This window comes from Pseudomonas sp. GL_090, assembly GCF_057837765.1.
Genome location: NZ_CM174452.1, coordinates 4,595,666 through 4,613,673, shown reverse-complemented (window position 1 = coordinate 4,613,673; position 18,008 = coordinate 4,595,666). Strand labels below are relative to the sequence as shown.

Here is an 18,008-nt window from a genome sequence, read left to right as displayed (position 1 = left end):
AGAAAAAAAGAGAGCTTCATACATGAGCAACTCCGGCCGCGCCGACGCGCTGTTAGCAGACCTGCCCCGCGATGGCCGTGGTCGGCTCAAGGTATTTCTCGGTGCCGCGCCGGGTGTCGGCAAGACGTACGCCATGTTGCAAGCGGCCCACACCCAGTTACGCCAAGGGGTGAAGGTCATCGCCGGCGTCGTCGAAACCCACGGTCGGGCCGAAACCGAAGCATTGCTGGGCGGCTTGTCGCAGCAGCCGATGGTACGTTCCGAATACCGTGGCGTGTTGCTCGAAGAAATGGACCTCGACGGTCTGCTTGTCGCCAAACCGAAACTGGTGCTGGTCGACGAACTGGCGCACACCAATGCACCCGGCAGCCGTCACGAAAAACGCTGGCAGGACATTCAGGAACTGCTTGCCGCCGGCATTGACGTATACACCACGGTCAACGTCCAGCATCTGGAAAGCCTCAACGACCAGGTGCGTGGCATCACCGGCGTGCAGGTCCGCGAGACCCTGCCGGACTGGGTATTGCAGGAAGCCTACGAACTGCTGCTGATCGACTTGCCGCCACGGGAGCTGCTCGAGCGCCTGCGCGATGGCAAGGTCTATGTGCCGGAGCAGGCGCGGGCGGCCATCGACGCGTTCTTTTCCCAGACCAACCTGACGGCCCTGCGCGAACTGGCGATGCAAACGGCGGCGGCTCAGGTCGATAACGATCTGGCCCAAGGGTATCGTCAGTTGGGGCAAGCGGCGCCGGCTGTGCGCGGACGCTTGCTGGTAGGGGTCGACGGCGATGCCCAGGCCGAGCGCCTGGTGCGTCATGCCAGTCGCGTGGCCCAGCGGCGGCACCTGCCCTGGAGCCTGGTGCACGTGGACAACGGCAGCGTGCGTGACGAACAGTCGCGCCTGCGCCTGCAAAGCGCCCAGCAACTGGCCGAGCGCCTGGGTGGCGAAGTGGTGTTGCTGCGCGCCGGTGAAGTGGCGAAAACCCTGATCCAGCATGCCGCCGAACGCCGCGCCAGCCTGGTGCTGGTCGGTCAGTCCCGGCTGCGTTTGCACCGACGTCTGTTCGGTGGCGGCTTGGCGGCGCGACTGCTGCGCAATGCTCGTGGACTGGAAATCAACGTTCTCGACGGCGATCACCAACAGCATCAACCCCATCAGCGGTCGATGCATTCACTGGTCTGGTTCGACTACGCATTGGCCGTGGTCGCGACGGTTCTGGCCAGCACCCTGGCCTGGGCCGTGGCGAGCGTTCTGCCTCTGCCGAACATTTCACTGGTGTTCCTCGCCGCCGTGTTGCTGGTGGCGGTGCGCAGCAGTCTCGGGCCGGCGCTGGCCTGTGCGGCGCTATCGTTCCTGACCTATGACTTCCTGTTCATTCCACCGAAGTTTTCTTTCAGAATCCAGCGCGAAGAAGACGTGCTGACCTTGCTGTTCTTCCTGCTGATGGCGGCCCTCACCGGCAACCTCGCGGCGCGCCAGCGCAGGCAACTGCAGGCACTGCGCGATACCCAGGAAGAGACCACCGAACTGCTCGACCTGTCACGCAAACTCACCGCCGCCACCGACCGCCAGGCCGTGGTCAGTGCGGCCGCCCAGCACCTGGATGGTTGGAGCGATGTGCAACTGTGCCTGCTCAATCGCGACGGGCAAAACGGATGGAAAGTCGAAACCGGTGGGCCGCTGGAGTTCAGCGAAGCCGAGCGCGCCGCCGCTGACTGGGCCTGGCAGCACGATCAACCCGCCGGTGCCGGCACCGGTACTTTGCCGTTCGGGCGCTGGTGGTGGTGGCCGTTGTCGGTGGAAGACGGACCACTGGCGCTACTCGGCGTGTGTGCCAAAGAAGGCCAGACCCTGAGCGGCCAGCGCCGACGCCTGTTGACCGCGCTGAGCCAGCCACTGGCCCAGGCGCTGGCCCGGGCGCAACTGGCCGATGATCTGGAAGCGGCGCGGCTGCACGGCGAAACCGAGCAACTGCGCAGTGCCTTGCTGGCGTCGGTGTCCCACGATTTGCGCACTCCGCTGACGTCCATGCGCGGTAGTATCGACAGCCTGCTGGCCCTGGGTGAAGCGATCCCGCTGGAGGACAGACGTGAGTTGCTCGAAGGCACCCGCGATGAAGCCGAGCGCCTCGATCGCTACATTCAAAACTTGCTCGACATGACCCGGCTCGGCCACGGAGCCTTGAAGCTGGCGCGGGACTGGGTGTCGCCGGCGGACATCGTCGGTAGCGCGCGCAATCGCCTGCGGGCAGTCCTTGCGCCGTTGCAGGTCAGCACCGACGTACCGGCCGAGTTACCGTTGCTGTATGTGCATGCCGCGCTGATCGAACAGGCACTGGTCAACGTGATGGAAAACGCAGCGCGGTTTTCGCCGCCCCACGGGCGCTTGCAATTGCGCGCCGGGGCCGATGACAGTGAGCTGTTTTTCTCGGTCTGCGATGAGGGGCCGGGGATTCCGGAAGAGGAACGGGCGAAGATTTTCGACATGTTCTACACCGCAGCGCGAGGTGATCGTGGCGGGCAGGGCACCGGGTTGGGGCTGGCGATTTGTCAGGGCATGGTCGGTGCCCATGGCGGGCGCATCAGCGTCGCCGACGGCATCGAGGGGCGTGGCACCTGCATCACGTTGCACCTGCCGCTGCAGGCTCAGCCGGGATTCGAAAGTGAAGCCTGATCGCTCTTGCGCTACTCTCTTGCAACTTCTTTGTGTTGATGTGAATTCATGAGCCAGACCGCGACCATCCTGGTCATTGACGACGAACCGCAGATCCGCAAATTCCTGCGGATCAGCCTCGCTTCCCAGGGCTACAAAGTGCTGGAGGCAGGTACCGGCAGTGAAGGATTGGCGCAAGCCGCGTTGAACAAACCGGACTTGCTGGTGCTCGACCTCGGCTTGCCGGACATGGATGGACAACAGGTATTGCGCGACTTTCGCGAGTGGTCGACGGTGCCGGTGCTGGTGCTCTCCGTGCGCGCCGGTGAAGGACAGAAAGTCGAGGCCCTGGATGGCGGCGCCAATGACTACGTGACCAAGCCGTTCGGCATTCAGGAATTCCTCGCGCGGATCCGTGCGTTATTGCGCCAGGCACCCACAGGCGAGGCGCAACAGGCTGCGCTGGACTTCGGTCCGTTGACGGTCGACCTGGCGTATCGCCGGGTGCTGCTCGACGGTGTCGAAGTCGCGCTGACCCGCAAGGAATACGCCGTGCTGGCGCAACTGGCGCGGCATCCCGGACGGGTAATCACCCAGCAGCAATTGCTCAAGGACATCTGGGGGCCGACCCACACCGAAGACACTCATTACCTGCGCATCGTGGTCGGGCACTTGCGCCAGAAACTGGCGGATGACCCGACCCAGCCCAGGTTCATCGTCACTGAGGCAGGGGTGGGATATCGGTTGTTGAGTGAGGGTAGCCTTTAGATCTTCGTTGCCTGACCTGGCCCCATCGCGAGCAGGCACGCTCCCACATGGGATCCTGGTCAGACACACATTTTGTGACCGCCGAAGATCCACTGTGGGAGCGAGCCTGCTCGCGATGAAGGCCTGATAGTCACCCGAGAACTTTCAGGTGCTCAGTTCTGCTCATTCTCATACCGATCCAGCGTATCCCGCGCAATCTCCCGTCCCAGCGCGATCAGCTCCGGCGCCTTGTAGAACTCGAAAAAACGGCACACGCGCTTGGGCACGTTGATCAGGATGTCCGGCGGATACCCGGCAATCTTGTACTGCGCCAGCGACGTCTGCATCACCTCGAAACTCTGGTTGATCAAATCCAGCAAGGACGCCGGCCCGACGTTGTCGATGATGAATGAACCGGTGGCGGAGCGGGGCGCGCCACTGGCTTGCGGAGCCGCCGCCGGTTGCTGCCCTTCTGGCTCGGCGGATTCGATCCACGGATTGAGGTTCGCGCCTTCGGCCCTCAGGGCTTCCTGCTCGAGGATCAACAATTGCTCGGCCTGTTTGCGGCGGAACGGCATTTTCGAGCCCAGGGAGTTGATCAGGCTGTCGAAGCGTGTCTTGAAGGCGGCGGGACGCTGGATGACCGGCAATTGATAGTGGCGCTGGTTGGTGGAGTTGAGGTTGACCGCAATGATCAAGTCGCAATGGCTCGACACCACCGGCACGATCGGCAGCGGGTTGAGAATGCCGCCATCGACCAGCATGCGGTTGCCCTGCATCACCGGGGTGAACAGGCTGGGAATCGCTGCCGAGGCGCGCATGGCCTGATGCAGGCAACCTTCCTGGAACCAGATTTCCTGCTGGTTGGTCAGGTCGGCGGCAACGGCGGTGTAGGGGATGCGCAAATCTTCGATGTTGATCTCGCCAACGATCTTGCGGATCTGCCCGAAGACTTTCTCGCCACGGATCGCCCCCAGACGAAAACTGACGTCCACCAGGCGCAACACGTCGAGATAGTCCAGGCTCTCGATCCAGTCGCGGTAATCATTGAGTTTGCCGGCGGCGTAGATCCCGCCCACCACCGCGCCCATGGAGCATCCGGCGATACAGGCAATGTCATATCCACGCCGTTCGATCTCTTCTATGACCCCGATATGTGCATAACCCCGGGCTCCACCCGAGCCCAATACCAGTGCGACGCGCTTTTTCATGAATCGCCCTCGTTTGAATGGTTCAACAATGCACCCATCGAGGGCCATGCTTCAATCGCCATGGTCGTTCGAGCGGACAGGAGCGTCGTATTTTCGACACTCCATGGCGGCACATGGTTATTCTCGGCAGCGCTATAGTTTGCACAGCTGACCAACGGCACTTTTCAGGTGCTACAACGTCTTACCTGCATGACTGTTGACCTATTCTTGAGGAGTGAATGATGAAAGCCTGGATCTGCGTGCCATTGATTGCCCTGGCGCTCGCCGGTTGTGCCGGCAAAACCGCTTATCGCGACAGCTGTGGTAGTAATCTGGATGCGGCATGGCATGAACTGGACCTGGCCAAGGCCGAAGGGTTCGCCGGGACTGTCAGCTACTCCAAGGCCCTGTCGCTGTTGACCGCGGCCAAGACCCAGCAGCAATTCGAGGGGTTCGAAGGCTGCACCAAGAAAGCCGAGAAGGCTCGTTTCTATATTCGTGAATCGCGCGCGGGGCGTTAAAAGCGAAAAGCGGTTACAAGCTCTAAGCTGCAAGTTGCAAGATCTTTCGAGTTTGCAGCCTGGAGCTTGCAACCTGGCGCTGTTTACGGAGTAAACCCCCATGATCGATCGGTTGGTGGCTCAGGTTCTGGGTCTGGAAGTTCGTCTGCTTGCCTGTCAGGCCCGCTTGAAAGAGTGTACAGACCCTGAAGCGTTACACGACCTGCGCACAACCATGCGGCGGTTACGCAGCCTGTTGCGGCCCTTGCGCGGGCTGCCCGGTGTCGAACAACTGGAAGCGGCCGCCTCCCGGGTGGGCGAACTGAGCACGCCTTTACGCGATCGCGAAGTGTTGGCGGCGTATCTGCTCCAGCACCATCAACCCCAAGCCGCACAGTGGCGCATGGCGCAAATGGCCGAGGCCTATCCGGCCGTGGCAGCCAGTCCCGAGCTCGCGCAAATGCTGATCGTCCTTGATGCGTTTCCGCGTTTTCTGCGTGCCGCCCAGCGCCAGGGATTGCTCAAGGGCCTGCGCAAACGCATCGAAAAACGCTTGGGCAAGCAGTGGAAAAAACTCGACGAGGCGCTGCACGATCCGGCTCATGACCGTCATCGACTGCGCCTGCTGATCAAGCGCGTGCGCTATGGCATCGATGCTTACCCCGAACTGGACCGTTTGCCGAAAGCCGCCATGCCCCGGTTGAAGTCGGCCCAGGGCGCGCTGGGCGACTGGCACGATTGCGTGCAATGGCTGGCCATGGCTGAACGGGAAGCGGATTTGCAACCCTGTGTTGCTGTCTGGGAAGCCACCATGGCCGAGGCTGAAAGCCGTGCGGATCGGGTGCTGGAAAAACTCAGCAAGGCCTGTTTCAAATCCTGAGACCTCCCCGGATCCATTGTAGGAGCGAGCCTGCTCGCGATAGCGGATTAATATTCAGCACACATTGTGACTGTCAGACCGCTTTCGCGAGCAGGCTCGCTCCCACATGGGCTCAATGTTGACCCTGGATTTTGTGTTAGGACCGGGCACGGCTCATCTGTCAGTCAATTTGGCCGGAATAGGCGATGTATCAACTTCGCCAGATGGTTAAGATCCCTTCATCTTTTTCCGATCCCTGAGGTTTTCATGCGTTTTTCCGAACTGCTCGACGCTGTCCGCAGCCAGCCGCAGGAGCTGTCTATTCCGGCCTCATGGGCCCAGGGGCGAGCCAGTTTCGGTGGCCTGGTGGCCGCTTTGCAATACGAAGCCATGCGCGCCCGAGTGCCGGCGGATCGGCCGGTGCGTTCGTTGGCAATCACCTTCGTCGGCCCGGTTGAGCCCGAGGTGCCGGTCAGTTTTGAAGTCGAGGTGCTGCGCGAAGGCAAGGCCGTCAGCCAAGTGCTGGGCCGGGCGGTGCAGAAGGGCCAGGTGGTGACGTTGATCCAGGGCAGCTTCGGCGCCTCGCGACCCTCGGAAGTGGCGGTGGCCGCTGAACCGGCACCTGAAATGAAGCACTGGGACGAATGCCTGGAATTGCCTTTTGTCGAAGGTGTCATCCCGGAGTTCATGCGACATCTGGCGATCCGCTGGAGTGTCGGCGGGCTGCCGTTCAGCGGTAGCACATCCCGGCAAATGGGTGGCTGGGTACGCTTGCGCGGTGACGTGAAGGAAGAGGCTATCGGCGAGGCGCATATCCTGGCGCTGGTGGACGCCTGGCCGCCGGCCCTGATGCCGTTTTTGAAGAAGCCGGCGATGGGCAGCACGCTGACCTGGACTATCGAATTCGTGCAGCCGCTGCTGGAACTGACCACCCTGCACTGGTGCAAATACCTCGTCGAAACCGAATACGCCACCGACGGCTACGGGCATGCCGCCGCAAAAATGTGGAGCGCGGATGGCCGGTTGATCGCCATGAGCCGGCAGACGGTGACGGTGTTCGCCTGATCAGTGGCGGCGGTGGCGCTCACGCCAGGCGCGCCACCAGCCGCCGCTGAGGAAGAACCGCGGAAACGTCAGGAACTGCTCGACCAACAGGCGCGATACCGCATCCTTGCGATCACTGAAGGGTTCGGAGGCTTGGGTCTCCAGGCTGTGGCCATGGCGTTGCAAGGCCAGCGCCGCTATCACACCGATCACACCGATGGCGATGTTTGCCAGGCTCAGGCTGAACACCCCGGACACAATCAGCAGAAATGCCACGATGAACAGCGGCACCGCGATCAGGTGCAGCACCAGATTGGTCGGGTGCTGATGATTGTTCGGGTACGCTCGCCATTGCCAGGCGGGAAGGTTGGGGTGACGTTTGCCCATGATGCCGATCCTCGATCCATGTTGAACACATGTAGGAAGAATAGGCCCGCTCAATGCTGGCGGCGAATCAAGGCTGGCTATTGGCTCGATAGGTGCCATGACTGGAATGGATGGTGCCAGTTCTGACGCCTTCGCGAGCAGGCTCGCTCCCACATCGATCTTCGGTAACCATCAGATTCTGGGCATACATAGATCCCTTGTGGGAGCGAGCCTGCTCGCGAAAGGGCTCTCAAAGTTTCAACTGACCGATGGCCTTGCTCAACTCCCCGGCCAACGCTGCCAGCTCATTGCTGGTGGTCGCCGAAGTCACCGTCTGCTGCACCGTGTTCTCGGTCACGTCACGAATGCTCACCACCGCCCGGTTCATCTCTTCCGCTACCTGGCTCTGCTGCTCGGCCGCCACGGCGATCTGCGTGTTGCTTTCACGCATCTGCGCCACCGCGCCGGTGATCTCGGCCAATGCCGCGCCGGCCTCTTGCGCCTGTTGTACGCAGTCGTCGGCCTTGAACGAGCTCTCTTGCATGAAATCCACGGCGTCCCGTGTGCCGGCCTGCAACGCCGAGACCATGAGGGTGATTTCATCCGTGGAGGCTTGTACACGTTTGGCGAGGTTGCGTACTTCATCGGCAACTACCGCGAAACCGCGACCCATCTCGCCGGCCCGGGCCGCTTCGATGGCGGCGTTCAGCGCCAGCAGGTTGGTCTGCTCGGCGATGCTGTGAATCACGTTGACCACGCCGTTGATCTTCTGGCTGTCCTCGGCCAGGCGTTGAATCATCTCGGCGGTCTGCTGGACGCCGGTGGACAGTCCGGCAATCGAGCGCTGCACCCGCGTCACGACCTCCTGCCCGCTGCCGGCCAGGGTATTGGCCGATTGCGAAAGGTCACGGGTGGCGCCCGCGTGTTGGGCGATGTGATAGACCGTGGCGGTCATTTCATTGATCGCCGTGGCGGCCTGATCGGTTTCGCTTTGCTGGCCCAACATGCCGTGGCGCACTTCATTCATGCTGGCCGCCAGCCGTGCGGCGCCGATGTCCAGTTGCCGGGCGGTGCTGGCGACGGTGTTGACCACCCGTTGATAACCGGCCTGCATGGCGTTGAAGGCGTTGGCCATTTGCCCGACTTCGTCGCTGCAAGCCAAGGGCACGCGGGCCGACAGGTCGCCGGTTTTCTCCACGTGCAACATGACGTCTTTCAAAGTGTTGAGCTGGCTGAGCAGGAAGCGAATCAATAACTGCGATGCGCCGAGCATTGCCAACATCAGGATGAACACGGCCACCGCGTAATTGGCCAAACGCTCGCTGAACACCTGGCTCAGGCTGGGACCGTAGGCAATCACGGCGATCCGTTGGCCATCGGCACGGGTAAACACCTCGGCACCCATCAACGGATTGTCACCGAACAGCGGCATCAGGTTGATCTCGACCCAGCCGTTTGCGTTGATGAGTTGCGCAATGGGTTGTTCATTCAGCGAAGGCGCCTGTCCGCGATTGAACGTCAGCAGGTTGTCGACGTGGGGAAGCGGTTGCCCGGCGGGCCAGGCTTTGAGCAATCGCGCCTGGGCTTGGGCCGAAGCCTGGGCGGCGTGACTTCTGGCCTGTTGTTCGAGCTGCACGGCGTACAGCACCAGCAACAGGGTGGTGATGAAAGCGACGGCGTTGACCGCCCAGAATTTGTATTTCAGCGAGATATTGCTAAGCCAGGCACCCATGGAGGTCTTCTCTGATAGCGGAAACAGTTTTGGCAAGGTGCCAGCATTGTGCCGCTACTCAGGTGGCTGATTCTTGATGCAGATCAACAGGCCCGCAGCATTCAGTGTGGGAGCGAGCCTGCTCGCGAAAGCGGTCTGTCATTCAACTTTATGCCGGCAGACACGACGCCTTCGCGAGCAGGCTCGCTCCCACAGGGGATTTGTGGTTACCGGGGGATTGATGGCAAGCCGTAGAACGCCCGCGCGCACGCGGTGGTGTGCGCCGCCAGATCTTCCTGGCTTTCCCCGCGATGCAGCGCCACTTCGCGCAGTACTTCGGTCAGGTACGCCGGCTCGTTTCGCCCGTTTTTCGGCTTGGGGCGCAGGCTGCGCGGCAGCAGATACGGTGCATCGCTTTCGAGCATCAGGCGCCCGCGCTTGATCTCCTTGACCAGCGGATGCAAATGCGTGCCCCGGCGCTCGTCGCAGATCCAGCCGGTAATGCCGATGTGCAGATCGAGGTCGAGATAGCTGAACAGCGCCTTCTGCTCTCCGGTGAAGCAGTGCACCACCGCGGCCGGCAGTCGGTCGCGAAAGTCGCGCAGGATTTCCAGCAACCGCTGACTGGCGTCGCGTTCGTGCAGAAACACCGGCATTTGCAATTCGACGGCCATGGCCAGATGTTCTTCCAGGACTTTCTCCTGCTGCGGGCGTGGCGAGAAATCACGGTTGAAATCCAGCCCGCATTCACCCACGGCCACTACATTCGGCTCGTTGAGCAAACTGCGCAAACGTCGGGCGCTGTCGGCGTTCCAGTCGCTGGCGCAGTGAGGGTGAATACCGGCAGTGGCGAACAGGCGCTGGGCGCTTTCATCCAGTTGTTGGCACAGCTCGAGGGCCTGTTCACTGCCCTCGACACTGGTACCGGTCAGCACCAGCTGGCACACGCCGGCCGCGTAGGCGCGATCGAGTACGGCCTGGTGTTTGTCGGCAAAACTGGCGTTGGTCAGGTTGACGCCGATATCGATGAGTTGCATGGTGCTACCTCGGCCCAAAGGCCGGAAAGCATATCAGAGCCGTGGATTTATAAGAAAAGCCAAGAACTACAACGGGTTAACGCTGTCTCTTGAGCCGCGGGCCAGGCTGGGTTGGTAGTTTTGCCATCATTGTGCCAGTCTTTCGCACTTTGCCAGCGCCTTGGGCGCTCTGTTTTTGTCGCCGCGCTTGATGGTTTTCGTCATTGCAGCGGGCCTCATATTCTTTCCGGAGAGTGGATGATTCGTCCCTCGGTTTTGCTACTGCTGTGTTGTTCGCTGCTACTGCCGATGTCGGCGGTCGCGCGTCTGCCCGGGCCGCTGCAAGCTGTACCGGCCGGCAAGGTGCGCGACCTTGGTGAAATTCGCAGCAGTCGCGTGCTGCGGGTGTTGGTCAACCAGAGCCGCAACAGTTCCGGCGAAGTCCAGGGGCAGGCGATCGGGGTCGAATACCATCGCCTGAGAGCGTTCGAGCAATACCTCAACGGCCATGCCCGGGACGGCCAGGAAATCACCCTCAAGATCATTCCCAGGGCCAAGGATCAACTGCTCGGCGCATTGCAGCGCGGGGAGGGCGATCTGGTGGCGCCAGGCGAGTTGCTCGATCTGCAACCGGGTTTCGCCGTCAGCACCAGCGAGCCGATTGCCAGCAACATTCCGTTAGTGCTGGTGGGCATCAAGGGCGAACGCCGCTACACCAAACTTGAACAGCTTTCCGGCAAGACCCTGGCGTTACCCGCCGGCAGCGCCGCCGGGGATGCCGTCAGCCAGATCAATCAAAAGCTCGCCCTGCACAAACTGCCACCGGTCACAGTCGAATGGGTCGATCCGAGCCTTGCCGTCGAGGACGTACTGGAGATGGTGCAGGGCGGGATCTTCCATCTGACCATCGTCGAGCAGCCGATCGCCGAACGCTGGGGCAAGATCCTGCCCAAGCTGCGTTTCGACAAGCAAGTACTCATCAGCGAGCCGGGAGAAGAGTTCTGGTTCGTGCGCCGTGATGCCTCGATGCTGCGGGCCAGCATCGATCGCTTTCTTACCGTCTACAAAAAGCCATCGGATCAGGACGCCGCGTTCCTGCGGATCTATCGTCGCCTCTATCAAGTGCACTATCCATTGGCCAAGGCAGACCGGCAGCGTCTGGAAAAACTTCGCCCGGTGCTGCAGAAACACGCCGATGCCCAGGGCATGGACTGGCTGAACCTGGCGGCGCTGGCCTTCAAGGAGTCAGCCCTGCAACCCGCCGCCCGCAGTGGCGGTGGCCCCACCGGTTTGATGCAGATCACGCCTTCTGCGGCACAGCGTGTGGGGGTCAACAATATTCAGGAGCTTGATGGCAATGTGCAGGCCGGGGCCAAGTACCTGGCGATGATCCGGCGTAAATTCTTTGCCAGTCCGAAGCTTAACGAGCGCGAACGCATGGCCTTCGTGCTGGCGGCCTACAACATCGGGCCGGAGCGGGTGCAAGGCATGCGCGCCGAAGCCCGGCGCAGAGGCTTGAACCCCAACCAGTGGTTCTTCCAGGTCGAGCGCATTGCCATGGAGCAAGTGGGGATGGGGCCTGTCAGCTATGTTAATAGCGTGAACAAGTATTACTTGGCGTTCGACCGAGAGCGGGAGTCGTTGGAGCCCCAGGAGCCAAAGGTTGCTTCACGCAAATGATCAACTAATCTGATTGTAATGGTGGGTTTTTTGCGCTTTTAACATGTAATTAACTGATTAATATGGCGGCCAACCAACACACACTTACAAGGAATGAAACAGCATGAGCACTCTGATCAACAAGGTACTGTCTACCCGCGCTGGTTACGGCCTGACTGTTCTGCGCATCGTGGTCGGCATTATTTTCGCCGCTCACGGCTCGCAGAAACTCTTCGGGGCATTCGGCGGCTATGGTCTGGCTGGAACCGGGCAGTACATGGAAAGCATCGGACTGGCGCCGGGTTACCTGATGGCGGCACTGGCGGGCGGCACCGAATTCTTCGCCGGCCTGGCCCTGATCATCGGCTTGCTGGTTCGCCCGGCCGCGCTGGGCCTGATCTTCCTGTCGCTGGTCGCGATTTTCTCGGTGCATATCAGCAACGGTCTGTTCATGGCCAACAACGGTTATGAGTTCGCCCTGGCGTTGCTCGGTGGCAGTATCGCAGTATTGATCGAAGGTGCGGGCAAACTCTCGGCGGACCGCGCCATCGCTGGTTGACCGCTCTGGCTCAACAAAAAAGGCCCGCATTGCACGGGCCTTTTTTGTTGAGCGTCATTCTTGACACTGTACAGTCAGCTTCTCTAGGATGTTGCTCATGCGCCGATTTAAACAGCTACTTGCGGGGCGCCAGGTGACTCATCCAGTTGCCGATAGAAGCCGGAACAGGCTTCGAAATACCGCTAAAGCGCTGGTTCGGTGTTGCCTCTCACCTGCCATGCAGACTTTTGAGGCAGAGACACGACACAATGAATGCACTAAACGCCGTTGTACGTCCCGCGCCGATCACGGCACACCTGACCCAGCGCAATCCAAAAATCCTGCTTGGTGGCAAACATCAGCCGACGCTCTTGCGTTATCTCGATGGCTGGCCACGTCGTACCGGCGGTCCCGCTGCCTTCCTGATCCAGTTTGTCGAAGACGGTGAGTCCCTCGCTCGTTTCGCCGACGACAGTTTCGATCTGGCAGTGATTCAATCCCCCAGCCTCGAAGATGCGCCTGAAGTGATCCGGCAACTGACCCGCGTTGCCCGGCAAGGGTTGATTACTCGGCGTTAAAGCTCACGGGTAGTCGATTGCCACAATGTACACACACTGTTCACCGGTCGGTGTCTGGACCCGGACTTCGGCGTCCAGTGCCTTGCCGATCAGTGCGCGGGCCAGGGGCGAGTCGATGCTGATCAGGCCTTGCTTGAGGTCCAGTTCATCGGGCCCGACAATGCGGTAGCGCGACTCTTTGCCATCCTCGTCTTCGATCGTGACCCAGGCGCCGAAATAGACCTTGTTCGGATCGCTGGGCTTTTCGCTGACAACCTTGAGCGCTTCCAGGCGTTTGGTGAGAAAACGCACGCGGCTGTCGATTTCGCGCAGCATCTTTTTGCCGTAGGTGTATTCGGCGTTCTCCGAACGATCACCCTGGGCCGCGGCTTCGCTGACAGCCTGGGTAACCTGGGGCCGACGTACATGCCACAGCTCATGGAACTCGGCGCGCATCCGCGCTTCACCTTCGGGGGTGATCAGCGCGGTGCCAGCGGTGCGGGGAGGGCGGTAACGGCTCATGACAGCTTCTTGTGGTGAGGATGTCAGGAGTCTATCAACCCTCGCGCAGGACTGTCAGCGGGCTGGCGTTCAATGCCCGACGGGTGCCGAACACCCCGGCACCGCCAATGAGCACGGCGCCCAGCAGTGGCAGCAACAACAGCCATGGATGCGGATGCCACGGCAGGTCAAAGGCGTAGCGGTAGAGCACCCAACTCACCACTTCCGAACCCAGCGCCGCCAGCAAGCCACTGACTGCGCCGAGCAAACCGAACTCGATACGTCGAGCCTTGACCAGCAATTGCCGCTCCGCCCCCAGCGCACGCAGCAACGCGCCCTGGCGAATGCGCTCATCCAGCGTCGCTTGCAGGCCGGAGAACAGCACCGCCATCCCCGCCGCCAGCACGAACAACAATACGTACTCCACCGCCAGGGTCACCTGGGCGAGGATGCTGCGCAGTTGCTCCAGCAAGGCTTCGACCTGCAGGATGGTCACCGCCGGGAAGGCGCGGGACAGGTCGACAATCTGCTGATCGTGACCCGGTGCCAGATAGAAACTGGTCAGGTAGGTCGCCGGCAGATCCTTGAGGGTGCCGGGTTGAAAGATCATGAAGAAGTTCGGCTGGAAGTTGTCCCAGTTGATCTCCCGCAGGCTGGTGACCTTCGCCTCGCGATTGACCCCGCCAACGCTGAAAACCAGGTGGTCGCCGAGCGTGATCTTCAGGCTTTCGGCGACCTTGCCCTCTACCGACACGCCTGGAACATCGTCCGGCGTCTGTTCGTTCCACCAATTGCCGGCCGTGAGCTTGTTGCCCGCCGGCAGGTCCGCGGCCCAGGTCAGGCTCAGGTCGCGCTGGATCGCCCGATCACCTGCCGATTCCTTGGTGACGATTTGCTGCACCGGCTCGCCGTTGATGCTGATCAGGCGCCCGGGCACTACCGGGTACAGCGGTGCCGATTGCGCCGACACGGCAATCAGGTGATCGGTGAAGGCCTGTTTGTCCGCCGGCAGGATGTTCAGCGCAAAGTAGTTCGGTGCGTTTTTCGGCAGCTGGTTCTGCCAGGTGTCCAGCAACTCGCCGCGTAGCAGCGCAATCAGCGCCATCGACAGCAGAATCAGGCCGAACGCCAGGGACTGGCCCGCGGCAGCGAGGGGATGACGCAGCAATTGGCCCAGTCCCAAGCGCCAGGGCAGGGACGCACGCGCCAGCATGCGCCGCAGGCTCTTCAACAGCAGCAATAACAAGCCGCCCAGCACCAGCGCTGCAACCACACCGCCGCCGAGCAGGGCAAAGGTCAGCACCAGGTCCAGGCTCAGGCGCCACATGATCAGGCCGAGGGCGCCCAGCGCTGCGCCGTAGACCATCCAGGTGCTGGAGGGGATCGGCAGCATGTCCCGGCGCAGCACGCGCAATGGCGGAACCCGGCCCAGAGCCGCCAGAGGCGGCAAGGCGAATCCGGCCAGCGCCACCAGTCCGGTGCCGATCCCGGCAATGGCTGGAAACAGCCCGCCGGGAGGCACGTCGGTCGGCAACAAGTCATGCAGCAGGGCAAACAACCCCAGCTGTGCGAGCCAGCCGAGGAGGGCGCCGCTGATGCTGGCCAGCAGCCCGAGCACGGTCAGTTGCAAGCTGAACAACACCATGGTTTCCCGGCGCGACAGCCCGAGGCAGCGTAGCAAGGCACTGGCATCGAACCGACGGGTGGCGAAACGGGTTGCCGACAGCGCCACGGCCACGCCGGACAGCAACACCGCCACCAGGCTGGCCATGTTCAGGTAACGTTCGGCCTTGCCCAGGGCGCCGCCGATCTGCCGGTTGCCGTCGCGGGCGTCCTGCAAGCGCTGGTTGGCGGCGAGCCCCGGTTTGATCAGTTGCCGATAGGTCTCGAGGGACTGAGCGTTGCCTCGCCATAATTCGCGATAGCTGACCCGGCTGCCGGGCTGCACCACGCCGGTGGCCGCAAGGTCGTCGAGGTTGATCAGCACTCGCGGCGTCAGGCTGTAGAAATTGCCGGCGCGATCGGGCTCGTAGGTCAGCACCCGCGCCAGTTTCAGGGTTTTCATGCCGACATCGATGCTGTCGCCGATCTTCAGGTCCAGGGCGGTCAGCAGGCGTGCCTCGACCCAGGCTTCACCGGGTTGCGGTCCGCCACCGACTATTTCCGTGGCATAGGGTGAGGGCGCGCTTTTCAATTCGCCCCGTAGCGGGTAGGTGCCGTCGGCCGCCTTGATGCTGGACAACTGGATGCCGTTGTCGGTGGCGATGACGCTGGAGAACTCCACCACTTGAGCGTGTTCCAGACCCAGTTCGGTGCCGCTTCTTATCTGTTCGGGGCGCGCAGGCGAACTGCCTTCGAGCAGCAGGTCGGCACCGAGGAATTCGGTGGCGCGCAGCATCATGGCACCGTTCAGGCGCGCGCCGAAATAACCAATGGCTGTGCTGGCGGCCACGGCTACCAGCAAGGCGAAAAACAACACGCGCAATTCACCGGCGCGAGCATCGCGCAGTAATTGGCGGATGGCGAGGCTGAACAGGCGCAACAGCGGCAGACGTGCCATCAAGGCTCCAGAGGGGCGACCAGCAGGCCGGCTTCAAGACGGATCAGGCGCCGGCAGCGATGGGCCAGGCGTTCATCGTGTGTCACCAGCACCAGGGTCGTGCCGCGCTCCTGGTTGAGCTCGAACAGCAAGTCGCTGATGCGCTCGCCGGTATGGCTGTCGAGGTTGCCGGTCGGTTCGTCGGCGAACAGCACATCCGGCTCGGCGGCAAACGCGCGGGCAATCGCCACGCGTTGTTGCTCGCCACCGGAGAGCTGGCGCGGCGAGTGAGTCAGGCGTTGGCCCAAGCCCACCCGTTGCAGCAATTGGGTGGCGCGTTCGCGGGCGTCTTTGCGGCCATCGAGCTCCAGCGGCAGCATGACGTTTTCCAGGGCATTGAGACTGTCGAGCAGTTGAAACGACTGAAAGACAAAACCCACGTGCTCGGCGCGGATGCGCGCACGCTGGTCTTCATCGAGGTTGCTCAGGCCTTGCCCGGCGAGAGTGACTTCGCCGCTGCTCGGCAGGTCGAGGCCGGCGAGCAGACCCAGCAGGGTGGACTTGCCGGAGCCGGAAGCGCCGACGATGGCCAGGCTATCGCCCTTGTTCAGTTCCAGGCTGAGTTGGTGCAGGATGGTCAGTTCACCTTCCGCGCTGGGAACCACTTTGCTAAGGTCCTTCGCGATGAGAATGCTTGCGCCCATGGAGAGTCCGATGCGTGTGTGGTTTTTGAGTGCTGGCCTGGCCTTGATGTGTATGGCCCAAAACGCAGCGGCGGGTACAGTCCTGATCGTTGGCGATAGTATCAGCGCCGGTTTCGGGCTGGATACCCGGCTGGGATGGGTGTCGCTGCTTGAGCAACGGCTCAGGCGCGAAGGTTTCGACGACAAAGTGATCAATGCGTCCATCAGTGGCGACACCAGTGCCGGAGGTCAGGCGCGCCTGCCCGCGCTGCTTGCAGAGCATAAACCGGAACTGGTGATCCTCGAGTTGGGCGGCAATGACGGCCTGCGCGGGATGCTGCCAACTCAATTGCAACAAAATCTTGCTTCGATGATCGACAGCTCCCGGGCCAGCGGTGCCAAGGTGTTGCTGCTCGGTATGCAATTGCCACCTAATTATGGTGCGCGTTACACCAAGGCGTTCGCCGAGGTCTATAGCAACCTGGCCGACGAGAAAAAAATCCCGCTGGTGCCGTTTTTCCTCGACGGCGTGGGCGGCCATCCGGACTTGATGCAGGCCGACGGCATACACCCGGCGGCCGGGGCCCAGGACAAGTTGCTGGAAAATGTCTGGCCTACCCTAAAACCGCTGTTATGACACTTTTCTAGAAGCAGGCTTTCGGCTAAGGTGGCGCCCCCGATTTGGAGCCCCCGATGCCGCGTCCCGCCTGGTCACTCTTTGCCTATCAACTGATCGAGCCTGACGAACAGCTGGATCTGTTCGCCTGCCAGGAAGTGAGGGTGCATCTGGTGACCCGTCAACTGGAGTTGGGCGGCTCGGCGGACCGGACCCTGTGTGGCAGCCTGTTGCCGGCTTCGCCTCGCTGGTCGAGTGTTGATCGCCGGGTGTTTCAGGACCAGCGGCTGTGTTCGTTGTGCCGGGCCATTCTTGAGTCGCAGAAGCGGGGGACATCGCCGATCTGGCCTGAATTGCGGTTTGAGCTTTGATCCGTCGCGTGTCGAGGCGGCCTTCGAGCCGATCTGGCTTTTGTTGACCGTGTACATATCCGTTATTTAGGTAACGGCGACTTATGGTTTCGCCCTTACGGCGACTCACTTTTTTACAAGCGCCTAAAAAAGTAAGCAAAAAACGCTCGCCCCTTACGTACGGCCCCTCGCTTAGGCTCGGCGTTCCTTCGCTGCGGTATCCATCCGGGGGCATCGCCCTCCGGTTGGCTTCGCTGGCACCTACATGCGATGAGTTCGACTGCGTCGAACGGCGCTGCGCGCCAATCCCCGGATGAACACCTCCACTCAGCCTGCCGATGGGGCGGGTAGATCAAGATCAAGATCAAGAGCTGCAGGCGAGCTAACGCTCGGCCTGATGAGTGGTGAGGAGCGGGGGTGTACGCCGATCTGCCTCTGCTCTCTGTGGGAGCGATGGCGGCCTGCCAGCCGACCAATTC

General features: G+C 61.7%; 17 protein-coding genes. 10 read left to right on the top strand and 7 right to left on the bottom strand.

The genetic code is table 11. The annotated features are described in order from the left end of the window. The first annotated feature begins 22 nt into the window (after positions 1–22). The gene (locus tag AC3ITA_RS20655) at positions 23–2,674 is read left to right on the top strand and encodes a sensor histidine kinase (RefSeq protein WP_150673582.1); all 2,652 of its coding nucleotides are present in this window, start codon (positions 23–25) and stop codon (positions 2,672–2,674) included. A gap of 48 nt (positions 2,675–2,722) precedes the next feature. Then, positions 2,723–3,421: a response regulator gene (locus AC3ITA_RS20650; RefSeq protein WP_150673583.1), complete on the top strand. Its 699-nt coding sequence runs from the start codon at positions 2,723–2,725 to the stop codon at positions 3,419–3,421. Between the two features lie 152 nt (positions 3,422–3,573). Here the strand turns inward: AC3ITA_RS20650 and AC3ITA_RS20645 are convergent, their stop codons facing one another. Continuing rightward, the gene (locus tag AC3ITA_RS20645; protein WP_150673584.1) at positions 3,574–4,611 is read right to left on the bottom strand and encodes a patatin-like phospholipase family protein; all 1,038 of its coding nucleotides are present in this window, start codon (positions 4,609–4,611) and stop codon (positions 3,574–3,576) included. Between the two features lie 221 nt (positions 4,612–4,832). Between AC3ITA_RS20645 and AC3ITA_RS20640 the strand changes: the two genes are divergently transcribed. The 3 genes from AC3ITA_RS20640 (at position 4,833) to AC3ITA_RS20630 (ending at position 7,014) form a co-directional block, all read left to right on the top strand. Next, on the top strand, positions 4,833–5,111 hold the full coding sequence (locus AC3ITA_RS20640) for a hypothetical protein (protein ID WP_034150181.1): 279 nt from the start codon (positions 4,833–4,835) through the stop codon (positions 5,109–5,111). Between the two features lie 100 nt (positions 5,112–5,211). Beyond that, positions 5,212–5,970 carry a CHAD domain-containing protein gene (locus AC3ITA_RS20635; protein ID WP_150673585.1) on the top strand — a complete coding sequence of 253 codons (759 nt, stop codon included), beginning with the start codon at positions 5,212–5,214 and terminating at the stop codon, positions 5,968–5,970. 246 nt (positions 5,971–6,216) lie between these two features. Beyond that, the gene (locus tag AC3ITA_RS20630) at positions 6,217–7,014 is read left to right on the top strand and encodes an acyl-CoA thioesterase (RefSeq protein WP_489278307.1); all 798 of its coding nucleotides are present in this window, start codon (positions 6,217–6,219) and stop codon (positions 7,012–7,014) included. Here AC3ITA_RS20630 and AC3ITA_RS20625 read toward each other — a convergent pair whose 3' ends face one another. The 3 genes from AC3ITA_RS20625 to AC3ITA_RS20615 form a co-directional block, all read right to left on the bottom strand. After that, positions 7,015–7,380 carry an Mpo1-like protein gene (locus AC3ITA_RS20625; protein WP_008049048.1) on the bottom strand — a complete coding sequence of 122 codons (366 nt, stop codon included), beginning with the start codon at positions 7,378–7,380 and terminating at the stop codon, positions 7,015–7,017. Between the two features lie 229 nt (positions 7,381–7,609). After that, positions 7,610–9,091: a methyl-accepting chemotaxis protein gene (locus AC3ITA_RS20620; RefSeq protein ID WP_095944963.1), complete on the bottom strand. Its 1,482-nt coding sequence runs from the start codon at positions 9,089–9,091 to the stop codon at positions 7,610–7,612. Between the two features lie 206 nt (positions 9,092–9,297). Beyond that, on the bottom strand, positions 9,298–10,107 hold the full coding sequence (locus AC3ITA_RS20615) for a TatD family hydrolase (RefSeq protein ID WP_095944962.1): 810 nt from the start codon (positions 10,105–10,107) through the stop codon (positions 9,298–9,300). A 237-nt stretch (positions 10,108–10,344) separates the two neighbouring features. Between AC3ITA_RS20615 and AC3ITA_RS20610 the strand changes: the two genes are divergently transcribed. The 3 genes from AC3ITA_RS20610 to AC3ITA_RS20600 all read left to right on the top strand — a co-directional run bounded on the left by AC3ITA_RS20610 (position 10,345) and on the right by AC3ITA_RS20600 (position 12,861). Next, complete coding sequence (locus AC3ITA_RS20610; RefSeq protein ID WP_150673587.1) at positions 10,345–11,766, top strand: MltF family protein; 1,422 nt, start codon at positions 10,345–10,347, stop codon at positions 11,764–11,766. Positions 11,767–11,869: 103 nt separating this feature from the next. Next, a complete protein-coding gene (locus AC3ITA_RS20605) occupies positions 11,870–12,304 on the top strand; it encodes a DoxX family protein (protein ID WP_150673588.1) in 435 nt (144 codons plus the stop codon). A gap of 248 nt (positions 12,305–12,552) precedes the next feature. Beyond that, positions 12,553–12,861 (top strand): hypothetical protein, encoded by a 309-nt coding sequence (locus AC3ITA_RS20600; RefSeq protein ID WP_046043367.1) that lies wholly within the window; start codon positions 12,553–12,555, stop codon positions 12,859–12,861. 3 nt (positions 12,862–12,864) lie between these two features. On the opposite strand, the gene greB is transcribed toward AC3ITA_RS20600, so the two are convergent. From greB to AC3ITA_RS20585, 3 genes are read right to left on the bottom strand one after another with little or no spacing between them, the layout of a single operon-like run. Further along, a complete protein-coding gene (gene greB, locus AC3ITA_RS20595; protein WP_007973570.1) occupies positions 12,865–13,362 on the bottom strand; it encodes a transcription elongation factor GreB in 498 nt (165 codons plus the stop codon). Positions 13,363–13,396: 34 nt separating this feature from the next. Further along, complete coding sequence (locus AC3ITA_RS20590; protein WP_150673589.1) at positions 13,397–15,901, bottom strand: ABC transporter permease; 2,505 nt, start codon at positions 15,899–15,901, stop codon at positions 13,397–13,399. Further along, positions 15,901–16,584: an ABC transporter ATP-binding protein gene (locus AC3ITA_RS20585; RefSeq protein ID WP_046043370.1), complete on the bottom strand. Its 684-nt coding sequence runs from the start codon at positions 16,582–16,584 to the stop codon at positions 15,901–15,903. Before AC3ITA_RS20585 ends, AC3ITA_RS20590 begins: the two co-directional genes overlap by 1 nt. A gap of 10 nt (positions 16,585–16,594) precedes the next feature. On the opposite strand from AC3ITA_RS20585, the gene AC3ITA_RS20580 reads away from it, so the two are divergent. Both AC3ITA_RS20580 and AC3ITA_RS20575 read left to right on the top strand, forming a co-directional pair. Further along, positions 16,595–17,200 carry an arylesterase gene (locus tag AC3ITA_RS20580; RefSeq protein ID WP_008049055.1) on the top strand — a complete coding sequence of 202 codons (606 nt, stop codon included), beginning with the start codon at positions 16,595–16,597 and terminating at the stop codon, positions 17,198–17,200. Between the two features lie 56 nt (positions 17,201–17,256). After that, positions 17,257–17,550: a hypothetical protein gene (locus tag AC3ITA_RS20575; protein ID WP_007991769.1), complete on the top strand. Its 294-nt coding sequence runs from the start codon at positions 17,257–17,259 to the stop codon at positions 17,548–17,550. Positions 17,551–18,008 lie beyond the last annotated feature (458 nt).